This is a genomic window from Pseudomonas sp. E1MeOHC2 (genome assembly GCF_058745025.1).
On the sequence record NZ_CP196675.1, the window covers coordinates 5,112,643 to 5,133,717 of the forward strand.

Consider the following 21,075-nt stretch of genomic DNA (forward strand, 5'->3'; position numbering starts at 1 on the left):
TAGGGCCTCAGTTACGGTCCAGCCACACCGTCTGTGCGTTGGTGAATTCCCGCACACCAAAGTGCGACAGCTCACGGCCAAAACCGCTCTTCTTCACGCCACCGAAGGCGACGCGGGGGTCGGATGCGCAGTAACCGTTGATGAACACGCCACCGGTATCCAGCGCCGCAGTCATGCGCTCGGCCAGGGCGTAGTCGGCCGTGTAAATGGTCGCCGCCAAGCCGAACTCGCTGTCGTTGGCCAGCGCCACCGCATGGTCGGCATCCCGCGCGGTGATGATCGCCGCCACCGGCCCGAACAGCTCCTGTTTGAACGCCGTCATTTCCGGGGTGACGTTGGCGAACACGGTCGGTGCGTAGAAGTTGCCCACGCCTTCGACCTTGTTGCCACCCAGCAGCAGGGTGGCGCCTTCGGCGAGGGTCGCCTGAACCTGGCCATCGAGTTCGTCGCGCAGGTCGTAACGGGCCATCGGGCCGATGTAGGTGTCGTCTTCCAGCGGGTTCCCGACTTTCAACTGGCGCGTTGCCTCGACGAACTTGAGGGTGAACGCATCAGCGATGCTCTCTTCGACGATCAGGCGCTTGGCTGCGGCGCAGACCTGGCCGGTGTTCTGGTAGCGGCCGATGACAGCGGCCTTGACCGCGGCATCCAGGTCGGCGTCGGCCAGGACGATGAATGGGTCGGACCCACCCAGCTCCAGCACGCACTTCTTCAGGGCGGCGCCGGCTTGGGCACCGATCGCCATGCCAGCGCGCACGCTGCCGGTCAGCGTCACGGCGGCAATGCGCGGGTCGTTGATGGCGCGAGTGACACCGTCCGGGGTCACGTTCAGTACTTCGAAAACGCCTTCAGGCAGGCCGGCATCCTTGAACAGTTCGCCCAGCAAATAGGCACTGCCCATGACGTTCGGGGCGTGCTTGAGCACGTAGGTGTTACCGGCGAGGATCGCCGGCACGGCGCCACGCAGTACCTGCCAGATCGGGAAGTTCCACGGCATCACGGCCAAGATCGGGCCCAGCGGGCGGTACTCGATGCGCGCTTTTTCGATCTGCGTCGGCTCCGCTGCCAGCATGGCCGGGCCGTGCTCGGCGTACCAGCGGCACAGCCCGACACACTTGCTCACTTCGCCACGGGCCTGGGTGATCGGCTTGCCGATTTCCCGGCTGATCATTTGTGCAAACGCTTCGGCTTTGCTTTCGAGGGTGCTGGCCAGGGCAAGCAGGTATTCGCTGCGCTGACCCAGCGACACCAGACGCCATTGGCCATAGCCTACCTTGGCACGTTGCAGCGCCGCTTCCAGTGCGGCGTCGGTATCGAAGGGGTAGGCGCCAATCTGCTCGCCGCTGTGCGGGTCGAGGGAGATGGCATGGGTCAGGCTGCTGATCGCGCTCATGGCGGACACTCTCGTTGTTGTTAATCAGTGACGCCAGACTAGTGGGGTAGGGATTTAATGAAAACTGAATAATAATGAGCGAAACATTCACGTTTGGAGAATGACTGTGGACCTGGTGCAACTGGAAATCTTCAAGGCAGTGGCCGAGCAGGGCAGCATCAGTGCCGCCGCGCAGCATATCCATCGGGTGCCCTCGAACCTGACCACGCGTATCAAGCAGTTGGAGGAAGACTTGGGGGTAGAGCTGTTCATCCGCGAAAAAAGCCGCTTGCGCCTGTCGCCAGCGGGCTGGAATTTTCTTGAGTACACCCGGCGTATTCTCGACCTGGTGCACGAGGCGCGGTTGACCGTGGCGGGCGAAGACCCACAGGGCACCTTTGCCCTGGGCTCGCTGGAAAGCACGGCGGCGGTGCGTATCCCGGCGTTGTTGGCGGCATACAACCAGCGCTATCCCAAGGTCGACCTGGACCTCTCGACCGGGCCTTCAGGGACCATGCTCGAAGGGGTGTTGTCCGGGCGCCTGGTTGCGGCGTTCGTTGATGGGCCGCTGCTGCATCCGACGCTTGAGGGCATGCCAGTGTTCGAGGAAGAGATGATGGTCATCGCGCCGCTAAACCATGCGCCGGTGAGCCGGGCCCAGGATGTCAACGGGGAGAGCATCTACGCGTTTCGCGCCAACTGCTCGTACCGCCATCATTTCGAGAACTGGTTTGTGCAGGACCAGGCGGTGCCAGGCAAGATCCATGAGATGGAGTCTTATCACGGGATGCTGGCGTGTGTGAGCGCCGGCGCCGGGCTGGCCATGATGCCGCGGAGCATGCTCGACAACATGCCGGGGTGCAGCACGGTCAGTGCCTGGCCGATGACGGAGGATTTTCGTTATTTGAAGACCTGGCTGGTGTGGCGAAGAGGAACTGTTTCGCGCAGTTTGAGCATGTTTGTGAAGTTGTTGGAAGAGCAGCGCGGCAGTTGAACCGGGTGGGGCGGCAACTCAGCTGACGACCACGCATCAGCACAAACGCTAGCGCCCCCAGAGGATCGGATAATAGGTAAACCATCCTCAGAAGGAGGGTTCTACCATGCGTAATCATCACTACGCCCTTGGCGCGGCGCTGCTGTTCACCCTGGCCTTGCCCTGGACGCTGGCGGCGGCTGCCGACCTCAATGCGCCTATCAACATGCAGGCCGTCCAGTTGCAAGAGCAAGAGCAGAACGGCGTCCGTTACCTGCAAGGCGGTATCGGCCAGGATGAAGCCAATGCCCTGCGCAAGACCAAAGGCTATGACTTGCACGTCGAACTCTCGGCAGGCCCCGGCAACGAGTTTCAGAGCGGTGCCACTGTCGACATCCAGAGCGCACAGGGCCAACCCGTGCTCAGTGTTACAGATGTAGGCCCGCTGCTGTATGTGCAGTTGCCGCCGGGCCATTACAAAGTCACCGGCAACGCCCAAGGTGAGACGGTACAGCAGCAGGTGGCCGTAGACGGCAAAGCGCCCGCCACGGTCAACCTGCATTGGCGTTGAAGGGCACAATCCGGGTGGGAGTACATTTGTACTCCTGCCGCACAGGAGCGCATCGCCATGAGCCTGGATCTGCAACTGGAGATGTTGGACGAGCGGGGTTTCGTATTGATCCCCGGTGTGCTCGAACCTCTGCGCATCGCGCTGCTGCGCTGCGCCATCGATGACCTGCAGCCGATTCATTGGGACTACCAAGGGCTGCTCGAACACTACAAATGCGTGTTCAACCGCAACCCTTTGTGGCTGCCGTTTCTTGATCTTCCACCCCTGATAAACCTGGCTGAGGCGGCGCTGGGCGAGGACTGCCACGTGATCGGCCAAACGGCCTGGCGTAGCCACCCCGGCTATCCCGGCATGGGGCTGCACCTGGACCACCTGCCCATGCAGTTGCCTGCCTGGATCAGTGAGCGAGGGGCCTTTACCCAGCCCATGCAGATACTGACCGTGCAGCTGTACCTCAGTGATATCGATCACAGCATCGGCCCGACCTGGATCGTACCGGGCAGCCATCGTGCCGCTCGCCCACCGCAGGCGGGCGAAGCGCAATGGCAAGGGCGTGAAGCGCATCCGGTGTTGTGCAAGGCGGGCGATGCCCTGGTGTTTCGCAGTGATGTCTGGCATAGCGGCGGCGCCAATTGCACGCAGTCCCGTGAGCGCGACATGCTGCAAGTGCATTACGGCCGGCGCATGGTGGCGCAGAAGTTCTCACCGTACCTGCATTGGCAATTCAACCCGCACGTACTGCAAGAGGCCACACCCAGGCAGCGGCGACTGTTGGGCGAACACGAAGAGGCGGCGTACGACTGATAGTGGCAAATAGCTTTCAACTTTCTGATTATCTGGACAATAATCAGAAAAGTATTACCTCGTGTGACCGGTCTGGATGCGCCGGTCACCGCACAAGATCGAGGGGCTCAAGCCCCCACTTGCCGTGTAGACCATCAGGAGATGTCATTGATGAAAACCCGTCTCGCTGCTTCGCTGGCCGCTGCAGTGCTGGCCTTTGCCGGGGCCAATCTGGCTCAGGCCTCGCAGATATCCGGTGCCGTGGGCGCCACCGGCCAAGGCGACATGACCTACCGCATCGGCCTGTCGTTCGACTGGGACACGAAATGGCTGCAAAGCAGTACCGGATATGTGACCGGTTACTGGGATGCGGCTTACACCTATTGGGAAGGCGGCGATGCCAGCGGCGCGCATGCGCTGTCATTCAGCCCGGTGTTCACCTACGAATTCAGCGGCTTCACCTACACCCCCTACATCGAGGCCGGCATTGGCCTGGCGGCGTTTTCCAAGACTGAAGTAGGCGACCAGCGCCTGGGGTCTGCGGTCAACTTCGAGGACCGCATCGGCTTTGGCCTGAAGCTGCCGGGGGCGCAGAAGGTGGGCATCCGCGCCATGCATTACTCCAACGCGGGCATCAAGCAGCCAAACGACGGGATCGAGTCGTACGCGTTGTTCTACAGCAAGGCGCTCTGAACACCTGCAGCGGCTAGTTGAAACGGTCCAACGTTCTGGCGGCAGCTCACAACCTGTGTGAGCAACTGTCTTGTTCGAATCTCTAAAGACGGCACGATCCTTGTGGGAGCGGGCTTGCCCCGCGAACACGGGCGAAGCCCGTGCCATCCCACAAAGCCCGCGGTGAGTCAGAACGTGTACGAAACCCCGGCCTGCACCGTGCGCGGTGCCCCCGGGTAGACATAGCTATTGAACGCCCCTTCGTCATACCCCTTGTTGAAGACGTTCTTCACATCCAGGTTCAGCCGCACGTGTTCATTGACCTTGTAGAAGCTGAGCAGGTCGACCACGCTGTAGCGTTCCATCGTATAGGTCGTCGCGGCTGTCTGGCCGGCGCGATCATCCACGTACTTCAGGCCAACCCCCAGCCCCAGGCCTTTGGCCAGGCCATCCTGGAATTCGTAGGTATTCAGCAGGCTGAAAGTGTTGCGCGGGATGTTGGCCAGGCGGGTACCGGTCGGCAAGGTGGTGTCCTTGGTCACTTCGGCATCGACATAGGCGTAGCCGCCGATCACGCGCCACTCGGGGGTGAGGTTGCCGGCAATGTTGATGTCCAGGCCGCGGCTGCGCACCTCGCCTGCGGCGATGTTGAGGATGCCAAAGGGGTCGTTGGGATCGCGTGCCAGCACGTTTTCCTTGACGATGTGGTACACCGCCGCATCCACGCTCAGCTGGCGATCGAGCGCTTCCCACTTCACGCCCAGTTCGTAGGATTTACCCTTCTCGGGGTCGAAGCCGCCGCTGCCGGCAGGGGTGCCGCTGTTGGGCTTGAATGACCGCGCCGTGTTGGCATAAACCGCCACCGTGTCGGTCAGGTCGTAGATCAGGCCAAAGCGCGGGGTAACGCCGTTCTCGCCTTTGCTGAAATCGCGGGTATCGACCAACTTGTCGTCATACGCGTGCTCGAAGCGTTCGAAGCGTATGCCGGCCAAGGCCTTGAGACGCTCGGTCAACGCTACTTGGTCCTGGATGAAGAAGGCCCAGGTCTGCAGGTTCTCTTTGTCCCACGTGGTGGTGCGCGCCAGCGCGGGCCTTGGCTGGCCGAGCACCGGTTCGTAGATATCGATTGGGTAGGCCGCCGAGGAGCGCTGGATGATCGAGTTGTAATCGTAGTTTTCGTACTCGATGCCGGTCAGCAGCGTGTGGCTGAAACCACCGGTGTCGAAATGCCCGGTAAGGTTCAGTTGCCAGTCACGGTCGGTCCATTCCAGCTTGCGGTAGTTGAAGTTGCGCTGCAGGGTACGGCCATCGACGGGCGCGCCGTTGCCTTCCACCGCGTTGCCCTTGAGCGAGCCATCGAGAAACTGGAACCCGCCAGCCAACGTCCAGTTGTCATTGAGCAGGTGCTCGAAGCGCACCTGGGCCATGTTGTTGTCGTTGTGCAGCAAATTGTCGCTGCCTTTCTCCCAGATGTAGGTGTCGCGTGATGCGCTGCCGGCCTGGGTGGCATAGCGGGTCAGGCCACGGTCCAGCGGGTGGTTGTTGCGCATGAAGTCGCCTTCGAAGACGATTTTGGTGCTGTCGTTGACCTGCCAACTGACCACGGGCGCGACGTCGTAGCGCTCGCTCTCGACATCATCGCGAAAGCTCTCGCCGCCTTCACCGAGCACGTTCAGCCGGTAGGCGAGCGTGCCATCTTCGTTCAGCGGGCCAGTGGCATCGAGGGTGGCGCGGTGCATGCCCTGATCATCGATCTGGCTGCCAAGGGTAACGTTGCGTTCAGCCAGCGGTTGCTTGCTGACCACGTTGAAGGTGCCGCCGGGGTCGCCCCGGCCATACAAGCTGGTGGCCGGGCCGCGGATCACTTCCAGGCGCTCGACGGTGTTGGCGTCGGGGGCATTGGGGTAGCCACGGTTGATCGGGAAGCCATTGCGGTAGAACTCGCCCGTGGTGAAGCCACGCACCGTGAAGGTGGTCAGGCCCTGGCCACCGAAGTTGTTGGCGCGGCCTACACCGCCGGCGTAGTCCAGGCCATCCTGCAGCCGCGTGGCGCCGGTGTCTTCAAGCACGTCCTTGGGGACCACGCTGACTGATTGCGGGGTTTCGTGCAGGGCGGTGTCGGTGCGCGTGGCACTGGCTGAACGGGTAGCCTTGTAGCCGACCACCGGGCCATCGGCACGTTCGCTGTCGGCGCTACCGGTAATGTTCAAGGCCTGGAGTTCGATCCGGGCGGGGTCGCTGATCGGGTCGGGCTCAGCCCAGGCCAGCGGGGAGACAGCATGAAGCACACAAAGCGAAACGAACGTGCGACGCATCGACGGTACGATCCTGGAGTAGGGCGCTAGGAGAAGGGGTGGAAAACGCCGAGAAACTACTACGAATCATTATCAAATGCATTGTTTTTAAATGGAGCGCCCGTGCCAGTTATCACCCTTGCAGGCCAACCGTTGGGAGCGGGCTAACCCGCTCCCAACGGCCTCACTGCCTCGCCTTGATCGCCAACACATTGCACAGCGGATGCTCCAGCACATGCGCCGTGGTGCCGCCCAGGAAGGTCTGCATGGCGTCGTGGCGGTGGCTGCCCATGACGATCACATCGACCCGTGTATGGCTGACGAACTGGGCAATCGCACGAATCGCCGGCCCTTCCACGAAATGCCTGCGCTCCAACGGCACCTGGTGATGGTCGCCAAGGCGGTTGAACGACGCACGTTGCGCGGTCCGCACACTGCCATCGAAACCGGGCATGGTGACGGTGCCGGCGCCAAAGTCGGCGATGTGCGTCTTGGCCGCATCACACACATGCAGTAGGTGCAGCTCGGCGTTGCACTGCAGGGCCAGGGCATGGGCGCTGTGGATCACCTGTTCGTCGAGGTGCTCGCCCGCGCCATGGCAGTTAAGGTCTACCGCCGCGGCGACTTGCCGGGGCAGGGGCAGGCGGATGTCGCTGACCAGGTGCACGGCGACCGGGCTGTCCTTGAGCAACTGCCAGTCCAGGGGGGTTACCAGCAAGCGTTTGAGCACCGGTTCGTGCTGCACGTCCTTGACCAGCAGGTCGCAGCCCAGCCGTTCGATGCGCTCGATCACGCTGGCCAACGGGTCGCGAGTCAGCAGCAGTTCGGTGGACACATCCAGACCGGCGTCGGCCATTTGCTCGGCTTCATCGGCCAGCCATTGGCGATTGTCGCTGAGCAGCCGTTCACGCTCACGGCCATCGCTCATCAAGCCGAAAGTGTCGACATCGTCGACGAACACATTGATATCGAGTAGTGCACCGCTGGATTCTGCCAATGCCGCCGCGCGTTGCAACGCGGGCGTGTGGCGCATCTGCGGGCCGAGCATGACGAACAATCGTTTGAACTGGCTCATCTCACACCTCCGCGTGTGGAAGCCCCCCGGTGCATGCCTGGTGATCTGGCCCTGTTCAGTTTAGACCCACGTACGCCCCCTTGGGCGCGGCTTCGGGTTGTCGGGTATGATGCTGGCCCGACCATTTTCAAGAGGCCTGCTCCATGTCCCTGAGTGCTGAACAGATCGGCGAATTTCGCGCCTTTGCCGAGCGGCTGGCCGATGCCGCTGCGGTGGCGATCAAGCCGTATTTTCGCGCCAGCCTGGATGTCGAGGACAAGGGCGGGCGCTTGTACGACCCGGTGACGGTGGCCGACAAGGCGGCCGAAGATGCCATGCGCGAGCTGATCCAGGCGCGCTATCCCGAGCACGGTATTCTCGGTGAAGAGCAGGGCGTGGCGGTGGGCACCAGCCCGCTGACGTGGGTGCTGGACCCGATCGACGGCACCCGCGCCTTCATCACCGGCCTGCCGCTGTGGGGCACGCTGATTGCCCTGAACGATGGCGCACGTCCGGTTGTGGGGGTGATGAACCAGCCCTTTACCGGCGAACGCTTTGTCGGCACCCCAGAAGGCGCATGGCGCAGTGGCACGCCACTGAAGACCCGCGCCTGCGCCGACCTGGCCTCGGCCACGCTGATGTGCACCACGCCGGACATGTTCGACACCGCTGAGCGCAAGGCAGCATTCGAGGCGGTTGCCGGCCAGGCGCGGCTGATGCGGTATGGCGGTGACTGTTATGCGTACTGCATGTTGGCCTCGGGCTTTGTCGATGTGATCGTGGAGGCGAGCCTGCAGCCTTATGACGTGCAGGCATTGATGCCGATCATCGAAGGCGCGGGTGGTGTGATCACGGCCTGGGATGGCAGCTCGGCGCAACATGGCGGGTGTGTGGTGGCCTGTGGTGACCCGGTGTTGCATGCGCAGGTGGTGGAGATGTTGCGCCACGCCATGTGACCATCGCACTTTTTCGGTTTTCCGGGCTCTATGCTTGGCCAGGTCGCACTGATCCCCGGTGCGGCCGCCGAATATCGACCCGGTGCCGATGGTTGCAAGTTCTTCCAGAATCCTCCCCGGCCTGCTGCTGGCAGGCGCTTTGACGTGCCTGTGCGCCTGCACCCAGGAGCAGGGCCGTGACATTGTCAGCCAGTTCGGCAACGGCAAGCCCAGCGAGTTGTTCCAGACCAGTGTCGACCGCCTGGCGACGCTGTCGATGCGCGACAACCTGCAAAGCCTGTACCTGCTGATGAACAAGCTGTACCTGCGCAACCCGAACCAGTGGAAGGCTTCGGGCTACGTCGATGCCGCCACGGCCGAGCGGCAGATCCGGATTGCCATCGAACAGCGTCAACCCTTGGCGCAGTTGGGCAATCGGCGCGACCTTGCTGCCTTGAGTTATGCCCTGAGCCCCGAGTTTCGCGGGGACCGGGTCGGCGCGTTCATCTACGCCATCGGCAGCATGCTGATCACTGCCCATGGCGGGCGCACTGACTTCTACATGACGGACACCATCGACCCGCTGTTCGTCAACAACGCCGCGCGCAATATCGAAAAGGCCACCTGGATGCTCAGCCAGCGGCAGGACGCCAACGGCGTGTTGTTGCTGTTCTCCAACGAGATTTCCGAGGAGGGCAGCAACCTGAGCTTCGCGGTGGAGTTCGGCAAGATCGTGGCGCGGCTGGATTTGTTGGCAGAGTTGCTGGATGAGCGCTATCGGCGGATCGGGCTCAACTATGCGCAGAGCCTGTTGCTGATGAATTTCTTGCCAGTGCAGTGACCCGGCGTTAGGTGGCAGCCTCCAGCAACGGTTGAAATTCCGCCAGTAGCCAGTCACGCAAGCGCCGGCAGCTGGCGTCATGTTCCTTGTCTTCGTTGAACGCCAGGAAGTGGAAGGTGTCCTTGAGCACCAATTGCGCCTCGACTGGCCGCACCAGCAACCCTTGGGCAACGAGCGGGCCCACCAGGTGGTGCCAGCCCAACGCCACGCCCTGGCTGCTCAGGGCCAGCTGCACCAGCAGGTTGTAGTCATTGGCATTGAAGAAATGCGGTGCGGTGCTGGAGCGGCTCTTGAGGTCGATATCATGGAACGCCAGCCAGACGTTCCAGTCCACGTGCTCGGCCACCTGAGAGCGGCCATACGGGCTGAGGTTGAGCAACGAGCCATCGCGAATCCCTGCCAGGGTGGCCAGCTCTGGGTGCTGCGCCAGGTAGTGCGGGCTGCATACCGGGTAGACCACATCATGGTTGAGCGGGTGGCAGCTGTAGCCGGCCTGGATCTTGCCCAGCTTGGTGATGTAGATGTCCGGCCGTACCCCAGGCTCCATCGACAAAAAGTTCTGGGTGGTGACCAGGTTGATGTCGATGTCCGGGTTTTCGTCGAAGAACTTCGGCATCCGTGGCCCCAACCACAACGCGGCAAACGCCGGTGAGCAGCACAGGGTAACCACGTGTTTGGGGTTGATGTTGCTGCGGATTCGCTCGGCCGCCTGGGAGATGTTGACGAATGATAACTGCACCGCATCGAAGAAGATCGAACCGGCCACGGTCAGCTCTACCGCACGGCCCACCCGGGTAAACAGTTCGGCACCCAGGTAGGTTTCCAGCTCACGGATCTGGCGGCTTACCGCTGCCTGGGTCACGCACAGCGCTTCGGCTGCCCGGGTGAAATTCTGGTATTTGGCGGCCGCGACGAAGACCTTGACCGCGCGCAGCGAGGGCATCTTGATCAGGGTCTGATCGGGTTCGGAGTGTCTGACCATGTCGGTAGGGTTCAGATCCTTTGTAGAAGCAGCCTTGTGCTGCGAAAGGGCCCGTACAGGTACCCCATCGCTAGTGTATGAGTCGCTCTCTTCGCAGCACAAGGCTACGCCTGCGCGGGCATGCGGTATTGGCAGGCTCTGCGGCAGGCCTCAGGCCGTGATTGATAACTTCAGGTAATGATTAGCGCTCTGCAAATGTCGTTGGACCCACCTAGGGCCAAGGCCTAACGTAAACCCACGGCGCGACATTGAGACATCGATGTCGAATAATTTTTTGAAGCAGGACTTTCTGCGTGCCGGTGTTGACTCACGTTCGATTTTGAACGGACTGCCAAGCGTACTCGCACTGATCTACCCGCCTTACTCAAAGTGCGAAGTTGATAGGTTGGTTAATAAGCATAATAAAGAGGTCGTATGAGCCAGGCCGATGAGATTCTTTCGGTAAACAACATCTTCAAAGTGTTCGGCCCCAACCCGAACATGGCCATGGAGATGCTCCGCAAGGGCGCCGACAAGAACGAAATCTTCAGCAAGACCGGCCACGTCGTCGGCGTGTTCGATGCAAGCTTTTCCGTCAAACGTGGCGAGATTTTCGTCATCATGGGCCTGTCGGGCTCGGGCAAGTCGACCATGGTGCGGCTGTTCAACCGCCTGATCGAGCCCACCTCCGGCAGCATCCACCTCAACGGCCGCGAAATCACCGGCCTGTCCGATAAAGCCCTGCTCGATGTGCGCCGCAAGGAAATGGGCATGGTGTTCCAGTCCTTTGCCCTGATGCCGCACATGAGCGTGCTGCAGAACACCGCCTTCGGCCTGGAAATCGCCGGTGTCGCCGAGGCCGAGCGCCATAGCCGTGCCCGCGAGGCGCTGAGCCAGGTTGGCCTGGCCGGCCACGAGCACAGCTACCCGCACCAGCTGTCCGGTGGCATGCAGCAGCGCGTGGGCCTGGCCCGGGCGCTGGCCAACGACCCGACCATCCTGTTGATGGACGAAGCCTTCTCGGCCCTCGACCCGCTGATCCGCAACGAAATGCAGGGCGAACTGATGCGCCTGCAGGCCGAACAGCAGCGCACCATCATTTTCATTTCCCACGACATCGAGGAAGCCATCCGCATCGGCCATCGCATCGCGATCATGGAGGGCGGCCGGGTGGTGCAGATCGGCACCCCGCAAGAGCTGATCAACCAGCCGGCCAACGATTACGTGCGCGCGTTCTTCAAGACCTTCAACAGCCGCTGCCAGTGTTCCAGCCTGGCCACCAGCGCGCCCTTGCAGTCCCTGAGCCGCCACTGAACCCACGCGAGGTTTGCCCCATGTCCGAATTCAGTCTGCTTGACCCGTTCCAGGCGGCCACCATCCCCCTGGGCGACTGGGTCACCGCGACGCTCAACTTCCTCGTGCATAACTTCCGCGAGGTGTTTCGCGCCATCCGCTGGCCGATCGACCAGGTGCTCAACGGCATCGAGTTCACCCTGCAGAGCATTCCACCGACCATCGGCATCCTGCTGTCTTCGTTGCTCGGCTGGCAGCTGGCGGGCAAGCGCATGGCGCTGCTGTGCTTCGTCACCCTGACCCTGCTGGGCTTGATCGGCGTGTGGTCGGAGTCGATGACCACCCTGGCGCTGGTGCTCACCTCGGTGTTCTTCTGCGCGGTGATCGGCATCCCGCTGGGCATCGTCTGCGCCCGCAGCAACCGCCTGGAAAGCATCATCCGCCCGGTGCTCGACGCGATGCAGACGCTGCCGGCGTTTGTCTACCTGGTGCCGGTGGTGATGCTGTTCGGCATCGGCAACGTGCCGGGCGTGCTGGTGACCATCGTGTTTGCCCTGCCGCCGCTGGTGCGCCTGACCAACCTGGGGATCCGCCAGGTGCCGGAAGACAAGATCGAAGCGGCGCGCGCCTTTGGCTGCACGCCGCGGCAGATGCTGACCCGTGTGCAACTGCCGCTGGCCACCTCGACCATCATGGCCGGGCTCAACCAGACCCTGATGCTGTCGCTGTCGATGGTGGTGATCGCCTCGATGATCTCGGTGGGTGGCCTGGGCCAGATGGTGCTGCGCGGCATCGGCCGGCTGGACATGGGCCTGGCCACGGTCGGCGGGGTGGGGCTGGTGCTGCTGGCGATCTTCCTCGACCGCCTGACCCAGGCCATGGGCGCGCGCACCAGCGCCGACCCGAGCCTGCGCTGGTACCACACCGGGCCCGTGGGCGTTGTACTGCGCCTGTTTGGCGCGGCGCAGCCACAAGGGCGGCGCAAGACCGCCTGACACAAACACATTCGTACTGCCGCACATGACATAAAAACCAGAAAAAGGTACGCGACGATGTTGGAATCCAAGTTCTCCCGCAGCATCCTGCAAGGCGCCAGCGCCCTGGCCCTGGTGATCGCCTCGCTGTGCGCCAACGCCTCGGCCGACAAGCCGGGCGAGGGCGTGAAGGTGACGCCGATCTTCCCCTCCATCGCCGAAGAGCGTTTCCGTGGCGAAGTCGCCATGGAAGGCCTGCGCGAGCTGGGCTACAAGGTCCAGGAGCCAAAGGAAACCGAGTACGGCGTGATGATGGTGGCCCTGGCCAACGGTGATGCCGACTTCACCGTGCACCTGTGGGACAAGCTGCACGACAAGTTCTACCAGCAGGCCGGTGGCAATGACGTGATGGTCAAGGCCGGCGACATCATGCCCGGTGTGTTGCAGGGCTACCTGATCGACAAGAAGACCGCCGAGCAGTACCACATCAAGTACATCACCGACCTGAAAAAACCCGAGATCGCCAAGCTGTTCGACACCGACGGCGACGGCAAAGCCAACCTCACTGGCTGCAACCCCGGCTGGGGCTGCGAGCTGATCATCTCGCACCACATTAAAGCCTATGACCTGGACGACAGCGTGCACGTCGACCAGGGCTCGTACTTCGCGCTGATGGCCGACACCATCACCCGCTACAAGGAAGGCAAGCCGATCCTGTACTTCACCTGGGTTCCACAGTGGATCGCCACTGTGCTGGTCGAGGACAAGGACGTGGTCTGGCTGGAAGTGCCGAAGACCGACTTGCCGGATGGCAACAACAACGTCGACACGATGTACCAGGGCAAGAACCTGGGCTTTGCAGTCGACAAGGTCGAGGCGGTGCTGAACAAGGAGTTTGCCCAGGAAAACCCGGCGGCCACCAAGTTCTTGTCGCTGATGCAGATCACCACGGCGGACGAGAGCGCGCAGAACCTCAAGATGCAGCAGGGTGAGAAAAAGCCTGCCGACATCACCCGCCACGCCAAGGAGTGGGTCGCGGCGCACCGCCAGCAGTTCGATGAGTGGCTGCAGGCGTCCCGCGCCGCGGCGACCCAGGCCAGCAAGTAACTTGGTCTATCGATGGGGGCTTCTTCGCGGGCAAGCCCACTCCCACAGGGATCGTGCAGCTCTGGCTTGGGCGCTTCCCCCTGTAGGAGCGAGCTTGCTCGCGAAGAAGCCAACGCGATTCCCGCAGTGAGTTAAAGCCATGAGCCACTTCGAAAGCACTCTCAAGAACGCCAACCTAGCCCACTTGGAACCCGCAGGCCGTACCGCGCCGTCGATCCCGTGCCAACGCGTTGCCTTCGTGCTGCGCGAGCACTTCTCCATGATGGCCTTCACTGCTGCCATGGACACCCTGGTCACCGCCAACCTGATGAGCGCCACGCCGCTGTTCCATATACAGGTGGTGGGTGATGGAACACAGGTCATGAGCGACTTGGGCATCGCCTTGCCGGTCAACACGCCACTGGCCGAGCTCGATGTGCAGGTGCTGGACACCCTGTTGGTATGCGGTGGGTTCAGGGTGCGCCTGGAAAACGCACCGCTGCTGCGCGCCAAGCTGCGTCAGGCCGACCAGCATGGCTGCCAACTCGGTGGTTTATGGAACGGCGCCTATTTCCTGGCCGAGGCGGGCCTGCTCAATGATCACGACTGCGCCTTCCACCCCGATGGCCGGGCGATGATGAGCGAGCTGTTCCCCAAGGTACGTGTCAGCCGCCAAGCCCATGTGCTGGATGGTCGACGCCTGAGTTGCGCAGGGGCCAGTAGTGCCTTGGACATGATGCTGGCGTTGCTCGAACACAGCGGCGGCCCAGCGTTACGCCGGGCGGTGGAGCAGATGCTGGCGTGCGACCGCGCGCGGCTGATGAGTGATGCCCCGGCCAGTGCCACGCAAATCGACCCAAGCCTGCCCAAGGGGGTGCTTTTGGCCCTTGAGCTGATGCATGCGAACATCGAAGACCCGATTGGCATCGACGAAATCGCTGATCATGCGGGGTTGTCGCGTCGACACCTGGAGCGGTTGTTCCGCCGCCATGTGCAGGCGACACCGCCGCGCTACTACCTGGAATTGCGCTTGACCCATGCCCGTCAGCTACTGCAACACACCAGCAAGTCGCTGACCGAAGTGGCGGTGGCCAGTGGGTTCGTGAGTTTTCCGCATTTCTACCGGCGTTTTCGTGAGCTGTTCGCCATTGCGCCGCGCCAGTTTCGTGCGAGGAGCCAGGGGTGGGCAGGGTGGCAGGAGGTGGCGGTGCATTGAAATTGACTGTAGCTGGGCCGGCCTCTTCGCGGGCAAGCCCGCTCCCACAGGTACGGCACAGCGCTCAAGGCCTGTGTTTTACCTGGGGCGGGCTTGCCCGCGAAGAGGCCAATACCGCGAAACAGATAATTGTGTTCGATAAACGAACGGTCAGTATCCAAGACTTGTCCGCTGTCCGCCCAGCCATTCCAATCGTCGCATTGCCCAACCCCCGCCTTTTTGCTTAGTGTGTGCCTCTGCACCGGCTGTCGCCTGCCCCAAGTTCCCAGTGTTCAGCCCGATAGAATGACCGTGATCGACCGCAACCACAGGCCATATGGCCCGTAGGAAGCGGCGCCCAGAACAATAACGAAACCGAGTGCCTTGCCTATGGAAAGCCGCCTGCTGAGCGAGCGCAGTAGCGTGTTTCATCATGCCGACCCTTATGCTGTGTCCGACTATGTGAACCAGCACGTGGGCCAGCATTGCATCGGTTTGTCGCGCACCACCCACCCCCAGGCCAGCCTCAGCCACCGCAAGTTCGCCGAACTTGACCTATGCCGCATCAGCTACGGCGGCAGCGTGCGCGTCACCTCGCCAGCGCTAGAAACCATCTATCACCTGCAAGTATTGCTTAATGGCAATTGCCTGTGGCGCGGGCCCCAGCGCGAGCATCACCTGGTGCCGGGCGAGCTGCTGTTGATCAACCCGGACGACCCGGTTGACCTGACCTACTCGGAAGACTGCGAGAAATTCATTCTCAAGGTGCCGACGCGGCTGCTCGATTCGATCTGTGACGAGCAACGCTGGCATCGACCTGACGGCGGCGTGCGGTTCTTGCGTAATCACTACCGATTAGAGGAGCTGGACGGGTTTGTGAACCTGTTGGCCATGGTGTGCCATGAGGCCGAGGTGAATGAGTCGTTGCCACGGGTGCAGGGGCATTACAGCCAGATTGTCGCGAGCAAGCTGCTGACGTTGATGAGCACCAACATTCGGCGCGAAAGTCTGAGTGCGCCGGCGGCGAGCCTGGAGCGGATTCTGGATTACATCGAGCGCAACTTGAAGCTTGAGCTTTCAGCCGAGGTGCTGGCGGAGCAGGCCTGCATGAGCTTGCGGTCGCTGTACGCGTTGTTTGATCGGCACCTGGGGACAACGCCTAAGCATTATGTGCGGCAACGCAAGCTGGAGCGGGTGCAGGCGTGTTTGAGTGATCCTACATGTGGCGTGCGTAGCGTGACGGAGCTGGCCCTGGATTATGGCTTTCTGCATCTGGGGCGCTTTTCCGAGGTATACCGGCAGCAGTTTGGCGAGCTGCCTTCGCAGACGTTCAAACGTCGGGGATGAGGCGCGCTCGCATGGCCACCTGATAATTTTGCCAGTTGTTTGCATTTCATGCACCGCCCACCATTTGCTCTATATTCGGGTAAGAGGCGGGAACCATGTCGACGTCGCAAATTTCCTGTTGTTCACTGCAGTACACCGTTTATGGGCATGATGGATGCGAGCAAAGCTCATCAGTGCTGCGCTTCAGCGGGCAGAGAAAAGAGCCTGCCACAGGGCATTACTTGCTGGGGAATGGATACCGTGCGTTCAATCCCGTGCTGATGAGGTTCCTCAGCCCTGACAGCTTGAGCCCGATGGGTGCAGGAGGATTAAATTGTTACGCCTACTGTGCTGGGGATCCCGTTAACAACGTAGACCCCAGTGGGCACATGCTTAAATCAATATTTAATCGGCCAACACAACGCAGACAGGCACCAAAACCTTTCAATGTCCCTGCATCTACTGCTCAACGTCATTTCAATGAACTCATGAATTCCAGGCTGCAAGAACACGGAAAGCTCGTTCAGCAACGTCGCGTGAACGACTTTGAGCACTCAGGTCGCTTTACGGCGAACGGTATGGGGGACGAAATGGAGCGGATATCCCAGGCTGACAACTGGTCTCAGCAGGAATACAACCTGGTGGAAGTGTTCAATTTGAACCTGCATAGAAACTTCCAAGCTTTAGATTCAACTGATAGGGCAGTTCTGAAAAATACCACTGCACTCATGAATAAAATTTCCGCCAACTTGCCCGCAGAGGCAGAAAAAGCGACAAAAGTGCACTGGAAGCTTGCCGAGGACGGAAAGCACGTCCGCATAAAAACTGGATAGCACTCTGCACAATCCGGATAGTCCCCCACCCGTCGAATCCCTAACCTGACATGGTCTGAACAATAACAATGGAGACCCTGGCCATGTCCCTGGGATTCGACTACCTCAATGCCATGCTCGAGGACGACCGTGAACAGGGCATCTACCGCTGCAAGCGCGAGATGTTCACCGACCCACGGCTGTTCGACCTGGAGATGAAACACATCTTCGAGGGCAACTGGATCTACCTGGCCCACGAAAGCCAGATCCCCGAGAAAAACGACTTCCTCTCCCTGACCATGGGGCGCCAGCCGATCTTCATCGCGCGCAACAAGGATGGGGTGCTCAATGCCTTCCTCAACGCCTGCAGTCACCGCGGCGCCATGCTGTGCCGGCACAAGCGCGGTAACCGTGCCAGCTACACCTGCCCGTTCCATGGCTGGACCTTCAACAACAGCGGCAAACTGCTCAAGGTCAAAGACCCGAGCAACGCCGGCTACCCTGACAGCTTCAACTGCGACGGCTCCCACGACCTGACCAAGGTCGCACGCTTCGAGTCGTACCGGGGCTTTCTATTTGGCAGCCTGAATGCCGATGTCAAACCGCTGGTGGAACACCTGGGCGAATCGGCCAAGATCATCGACATGATCGTCGATCAGTCGCCTGAAGGCCTGGAAGTGCTGCGCGGCGCCAGTTCGTACATCTACGAAGGCAACTGGAAGCTCACCGCCGAGAACGGCGCCGACGGCTATCACGTAAGCTCGGTGCACTGGAACTACGCCGCTACCCAGAACCAGCGCAAACAGCGCGACTCAGGTGACGAGATCAAGACAATGAGCGCAGGCGCCTGGGCCAAGCAGGGCGGGGGCTTCTATTCCTTCGACCATGGCCACCTGCTGCTCTGGACGCGCTGGGCCAACCCCGAAGACCGTCCGGCATTCGAGCGACGTGACCAGCTGGCCGCCGACTTTGGCCAGGCACGCGCCGACTGGATGATCGAGAACTCGCGCAACCTGTGCCTGTACCCGAACGTGTACCTGATGGACCAGTTCAGTTCGCAAATCCGCATTGCCCGGCCGATTTCGGTGAACAAGACCGAAATCACCATCTACTGCATCGCCCCAAAAGGTGAGAGCGCCGACGCCCGCGCCAAGCGCATTCGCCAGTACGAGGACTTCTTCAACGTCAGCGGCATGGCTACCCCGGACGACCTGGAAGAGTTCCGCTCGTGCCAGACGGGCTACGGCGGCGGCACCGGCTGGAACGACATGTCCCGAGGCGCTGCCCACTGGGTCGAAGGCGCCGACGAGGCAGCCCAGGAAATCGAGCTCAAGCCACTGCTGTCAGGCGTGCGCACCGAGGACGAAGGCCTGTTCGTGCTGCAACACAAGTACTGGCAGGACACCATGATCCAGGCGCTCAAGGATGAACAGCAGCTGATCCCCGTGGAGGCCGTGCAATGAGCCTTTACCAAACCGTGCGCGACTTCCTCTACCGCGAAGCGCGTTACTTGGACGACGCCCAATGGGACCAGTGGCTGGAGCTGTACGCGGCCGACGCGAGCTTCTGGATGCCGTCCTGGGACGATGACGACCGCCTCACCGAAGACCCACAAAGCGAAATCTCGCTGATCTGGTACGGCAACCGTGGCGGCCTTGAGGACCGAGTGTTCCGCATCAAGACCGAGCGCTCCAGTGCGACCGTGCCGGATACCCGCACCTCGCACAACATCAGCAACATCGAGATCGTCGAGCAGGGCGAAGGCTACTGCCAGGTGCGCTTCAACTGGCACACCTTGAGCTTTCGCTACAAGACCACCGACAGCTACTTCGGCAGCAGCTTCTACACCCTTGACCTGCGCGGCGAGCAGCCGTTGATCAAGGCCAAGAAGGTGGTGCTGAAGAATGACTACGTGCGTCAGGTCATCGACATCTACCACATCTGATCCGAGTTAACGCGAGCCGCTCGGCACGCCCCATGGCGCGCTGCGGCAACGCTCGCCCGCGAGGTGCAACATGAGCTTCCAGATCGCACTGAATTTCGAGGACGGGGTAACCCGCTTCATCGAGGCCACTGGCCATGAGACCGTGGCCGACGCCGCCTACCGCCAGGGCATCAACATCCCGCTGGACTGCCGCGACGGCGCCTGCGGTACCTGCAAGTGCAAGGCCGAGTCCGGGCGTTACGACCTGGGCGACAACTTCATCGAAGATGCCCTCAGCGAGGACGAAATCGCCGAAGGTTACGTGCTGACCTGCCAGATGCGTGCTGAATCCGATTGCGTGGTACGTATCCCAGCCTCTTCGCAACTGTGCAAGACCGAGCAGGCCAGTTTCGAGGCTGCCATCAGCGACGTGCGCCAGTTGTCGGCGAGCACCATTGCCTTGTCGATCAAAGGCGAGGCGTTGAGCCGGCTGGCGTTCTTGCCGGGGCAATACGTCAACCTCAAGGTACCCGGCAGCGAGCAAAGCCGCGCCTATTCATTCAGCTCGCTGCAAAAAGACGGTGAAGTCAGCTTCCTGATCCGCAATGTACCGGGCGGGTTGATGAGCAGCTTCCTGACCAGCCTGGCCAAGGCCGGTGACAGCATGAGCCTTGCAGGGCCCCTGGGCAGCTTCTACCTGCGCCCGATCCAGCGCCCTCTGCTGTTGCTGGCCGGCGGCACCGGACTGGCGCCGTTCACCGCGATGCTGGAGAAAATCGCCGAGCAGGGCAGCGAACACCCGTTGCACCTGATCTACGGGGTGACCAACGACTTCGACCTGGTCGAACTGGACCGCCTGCAGGCCTTGGCGGCACGCATTGCCAACTTCACCTTCAGCGCCTGCGTGGCCAACCCGGACAGCCAGTACCCGCAAAAAGGCTACGTCACCCAGCACATCGAGCCGCGCCACCTCAATGACGGTGACGTGGACGTGTACCTGTGCGGGCCGCCACCGATGGTCGAGGCGGTGAGCCAGTACGTGCGTGAGCAGGGCATCACACCGGCCAACTTCTACTTCGAGAAGTTCGCCGCCGCGGCCTGAGCTTCCTTGGGGCCGCCCTTGTGGGAGCGGGCTTGCCCCGCGAACACGGGCGAAGCCCGTGCCATCCACCGTGGGGTCTGCTTCGCGGGGCAAGCCCGCTCCCACAGCGTCCGCGTCAGCATGGAGAAATACTGATGAACACAAGATTTCAAGGCAAAGTCGCCCTGGTCACCGGCGCTGCCCAAGGTATTGGCCGGGGCGTGTGCTGGCGGCTCAAGGCCGAAGGCGCGCAGGTGGTGGCGGTGGACCGCTCCGAGCTGGTCCACGAACTGGCCGGGGAGGGCATGCTGACCCTCACCGCCGACCTGGAGCAGCACAGCGATTGTGCCCGGGTCATGGCCACTGCGGTCGAGGCCTTCGGCCGCCTCGACATCCTCGTCAACAATGTTGGCGGGACCATTTGGGCCAAGCCCTTCGAACATTACGAAGTGGAACAGATCGAGGCCGAAGTGCGCCGCTCATTGTTCCCGACCCTGTGGTGTTGCCACGCCGCATTACCCTACATGCTCGAACGTGGGGCAGGCGCCATCGTCAACGTTTCGTCCATCGCCACCCGTGGTGTCAACCGCGTGCCCTACGGCGCGGCCAAAGGCGGCGTGAACGCGCTCACGGCCTGCCTGGCCTTCGAAACCGCTGGCCGTGGTATCCGCGTCAATGCCACCGCCCCTGGTGGCACCGAGGCGCCGCCACGGCGCGTGCCGCGCAACAGCGCCGAGCAGAGCGAGCAGGAAAAGGCCTGGTACCAGCAAATCGTCGACCAGACCCTCGACAGCAGCCTGATGCACCGCTACGGCAGCATCGACGAGCAGGTCGGCGCGATTCTCTTCCTGGCCTCCGACGAAGCCTCCTACATCACCGGCGTGACCCTGCCGGTAGGGGGCGGTGACCTCGGCTGAGCCACACCCCA

At 61.8% G+C, this 21,075-nt stretch carries 19 protein-coding genes and 1 pseudogene; 16 read left to right on the forward strand and 4 right to left on the reverse strand.

The features are described 5' to 3' along the window. Positions 1–7: 7 nt before the first annotated feature. Positions 8–1,393, reverse strand: coding sequence for an aldehyde dehydrogenase family protein (locus ACSSU5_RS23130; RefSeq protein WP_264313420.1), 1,386 nt, complete (start codon positions 1,391–1,393; stop codon positions 8–10). A 106-nt stretch (positions 1,394–1,499) separates the two neighbouring features. On the opposite strand from ACSSU5_RS23130, the gene ptrR reads away from it, so the two are divergent. The 4 genes from ptrR (at position 1,500) to ACSSU5_RS23150 (ending at position 4,392) form a co-directional block, all read left to right on the forward strand. Further along, a complete protein-coding gene (ptrR, locus tag ACSSU5_RS23135; RefSeq protein ID WP_492561352.1) occupies positions 1,500–2,366 on the forward strand; it encodes a putrescine utilization regulator PtrR in 867 nt (288 codons plus the stop codon). 106 nt (positions 2,367–2,472) lie between these two features. Continuing rightward, positions 2,473–2,916: a carboxypeptidase regulatory-like domain-containing protein gene (locus ACSSU5_RS23140; RefSeq protein WP_264313419.1), complete on the forward strand. Its 444-nt coding sequence runs from the start codon at positions 2,473–2,475 to the stop codon at positions 2,914–2,916. A gap of 57 nt (positions 2,917–2,973) precedes the next feature. Then, positions 2,974–3,720, forward strand: coding sequence for a phytanoyl-CoA dioxygenase family protein (locus tag ACSSU5_RS23145; RefSeq protein WP_264313418.1), 747 nt, complete (start codon positions 2,974–2,976; stop codon positions 3,718–3,720). A 150-nt stretch (positions 3,721–3,870) separates the two neighbouring features. After that, positions 3,871–4,392: an acyloxyacyl hydrolase gene (locus ACSSU5_RS23150; RefSeq protein ID WP_264313417.1), complete on the forward strand. Its 522-nt coding sequence runs from the start codon at positions 3,871–3,873 to the stop codon at positions 4,390–4,392. Between the two features lie 167 nt (positions 4,393–4,559). Here the strand turns inward: ACSSU5_RS23150 and ACSSU5_RS23155 are convergent, their stop codons facing one another. Together ACSSU5_RS23155 and ACSSU5_RS23160 are read right to left on the reverse strand one after the other, a co-directional pair. Then, complete coding sequence (locus tag ACSSU5_RS23155) at positions 4,560–6,686, reverse strand: TonB-dependent siderophore receptor (protein ID WP_492559912.1); 2,127 nt, start codon at positions 6,684–6,686, stop codon at positions 4,560–4,562. Between the two features lie 163 nt (positions 6,687–6,849). Next, positions 6,850–7,740 carry a universal stress protein gene (locus ACSSU5_RS23160; protein ID WP_492559913.1) on the reverse strand — a complete coding sequence of 297 codons (891 nt, stop codon included), beginning with the start codon at positions 7,738–7,740 and terminating at the stop codon, positions 6,850–6,852. Positions 7,741–7,883: 143 nt separating this feature from the next. Here ACSSU5_RS23160 and hisN point away from each other — a divergent pair, with 143 nt between their 5' ends. After that, entirely contained in the window at positions 7,884–8,675 is a 792-nt protein-coding gene (gene hisN, locus ACSSU5_RS23165; RefSeq protein ID WP_264313414.1) for a histidinol-phosphatase, read from the forward strand. An 88-nt stretch (positions 8,676–8,763) separates the two neighbouring features. After that, positions 8,764–9,495: a hypothetical protein gene (locus tag ACSSU5_RS23170; RefSeq protein ID WP_264313413.1), complete on the forward strand. Its 732-nt coding sequence runs from the start codon at positions 8,764–8,766 to the stop codon at positions 9,493–9,495. Positions 9,496–9,502: 7 nt separating this feature from the next. Here ACSSU5_RS23170 and ACSSU5_RS23175 read toward each other — a convergent pair whose 3' ends face one another. After that, a complete protein-coding gene (locus ACSSU5_RS23175; RefSeq protein WP_264313412.1) occupies positions 9,503–10,477 on the reverse strand; it encodes a LysR family transcriptional regulator in 975 nt (324 codons plus the stop codon). Between the two features lie 414 nt (positions 10,478–10,891). On the opposite strand from ACSSU5_RS23175, the gene ACSSU5_RS23180 reads away from it, so the two are divergent. From ACSSU5_RS23180 to ACSSU5_RS23225, 10 genes and pseudogenes are all read left to right on the forward strand, one after another. Next, a complete protein-coding gene (locus ACSSU5_RS23180; protein WP_319026060.1) occupies positions 10,892–11,770 on the forward strand; it encodes a quaternary amine ABC transporter ATP-binding protein in 879 nt (292 codons plus the stop codon). A 20-nt stretch (positions 11,771–11,790) separates the two neighbouring features. Further along, a complete protein-coding gene (gene proW, locus ACSSU5_RS23185) occupies positions 11,791–12,744 on the forward strand; it encodes a glycine betaine/L-proline ABC transporter permease ProW (protein ID WP_264313411.1) in 954 nt (317 codons plus the stop codon). Between the two features lie 57 nt (positions 12,745–12,801). Beyond that, positions 12,802–13,830 carry a glycine betaine/L-proline ABC transporter substrate-binding protein ProX gene (proX, locus tag ACSSU5_RS23190; protein WP_492559914.1) on the forward strand — a complete coding sequence of 343 codons (1,029 nt, stop codon included), beginning with the start codon at positions 12,802–12,804 and terminating at the stop codon, positions 13,828–13,830. 139 nt (positions 13,831–13,969) lie between these two features. Next, a complete protein-coding gene (locus ACSSU5_RS23195; protein ID WP_264313409.1) occupies positions 13,970–15,025 on the forward strand; it encodes a GlxA family transcriptional regulator in 1,056 nt (351 codons plus the stop codon). Between the two features lie 369 nt (positions 15,026–15,394). Next, entirely contained in the window at positions 15,395–16,351 is a 957-nt protein-coding gene (gene benR, locus ACSSU5_RS23200; protein ID WP_492559915.1) for a benABC operon transcriptional activator BenR, read from the forward strand. A 131-nt stretch (positions 16,352–16,482) separates the two neighbouring features. Further along, positions 16,483–16,767, forward strand: a pseudogene (locus tag ACSSU5_RS23205) (RHS repeat-associated core domain-containing protein); the annotation flags it as partial. 479 nt (positions 16,768–17,246) lie between these two features. Next, the gene (benA, locus tag ACSSU5_RS23210; protein ID WP_264313407.1) at positions 17,247–18,605 is read left to right on the forward strand and encodes a benzoate 1,2-dioxygenase large subunit; all 1,359 of its coding nucleotides are present in this window, start codon (positions 17,247–17,249) and stop codon (positions 18,603–18,605) included. After that, a complete protein-coding gene (gene benB, locus ACSSU5_RS23215) occupies positions 18,602–19,087 on the forward strand; it encodes a benzoate 1,2-dioxygenase small subunit (protein WP_492559916.1) in 486 nt (161 codons plus the stop codon). The genes benA and benB overlap by 4 nt, the downstream gene beginning before the upstream one ends. A 70-nt stretch (positions 19,088–19,157) precedes the next feature. Continuing rightward, positions 19,158–20,168 (forward strand): benzoate 1,2-dioxygenase electron transfer component BenC, encoded by a 1,011-nt coding sequence (gene benC, locus ACSSU5_RS23220; RefSeq protein ID WP_264313405.1) that lies wholly within the window; start codon positions 19,158–19,160, stop codon positions 20,166–20,168. 134 nt (positions 20,169–20,302) lie between these two features. Continuing rightward, on the forward strand, positions 20,303–21,064 hold the full coding sequence (locus ACSSU5_RS23225) for a 1,6-dihydroxycyclohexa-2,4-diene-1-carboxylate dehydrogenase (RefSeq protein WP_264313404.1): 762 nt from the start codon (positions 20,303–20,305) through the stop codon (positions 21,062–21,064). Positions 21,065–21,075: the final 11 nt, after the last annotated feature.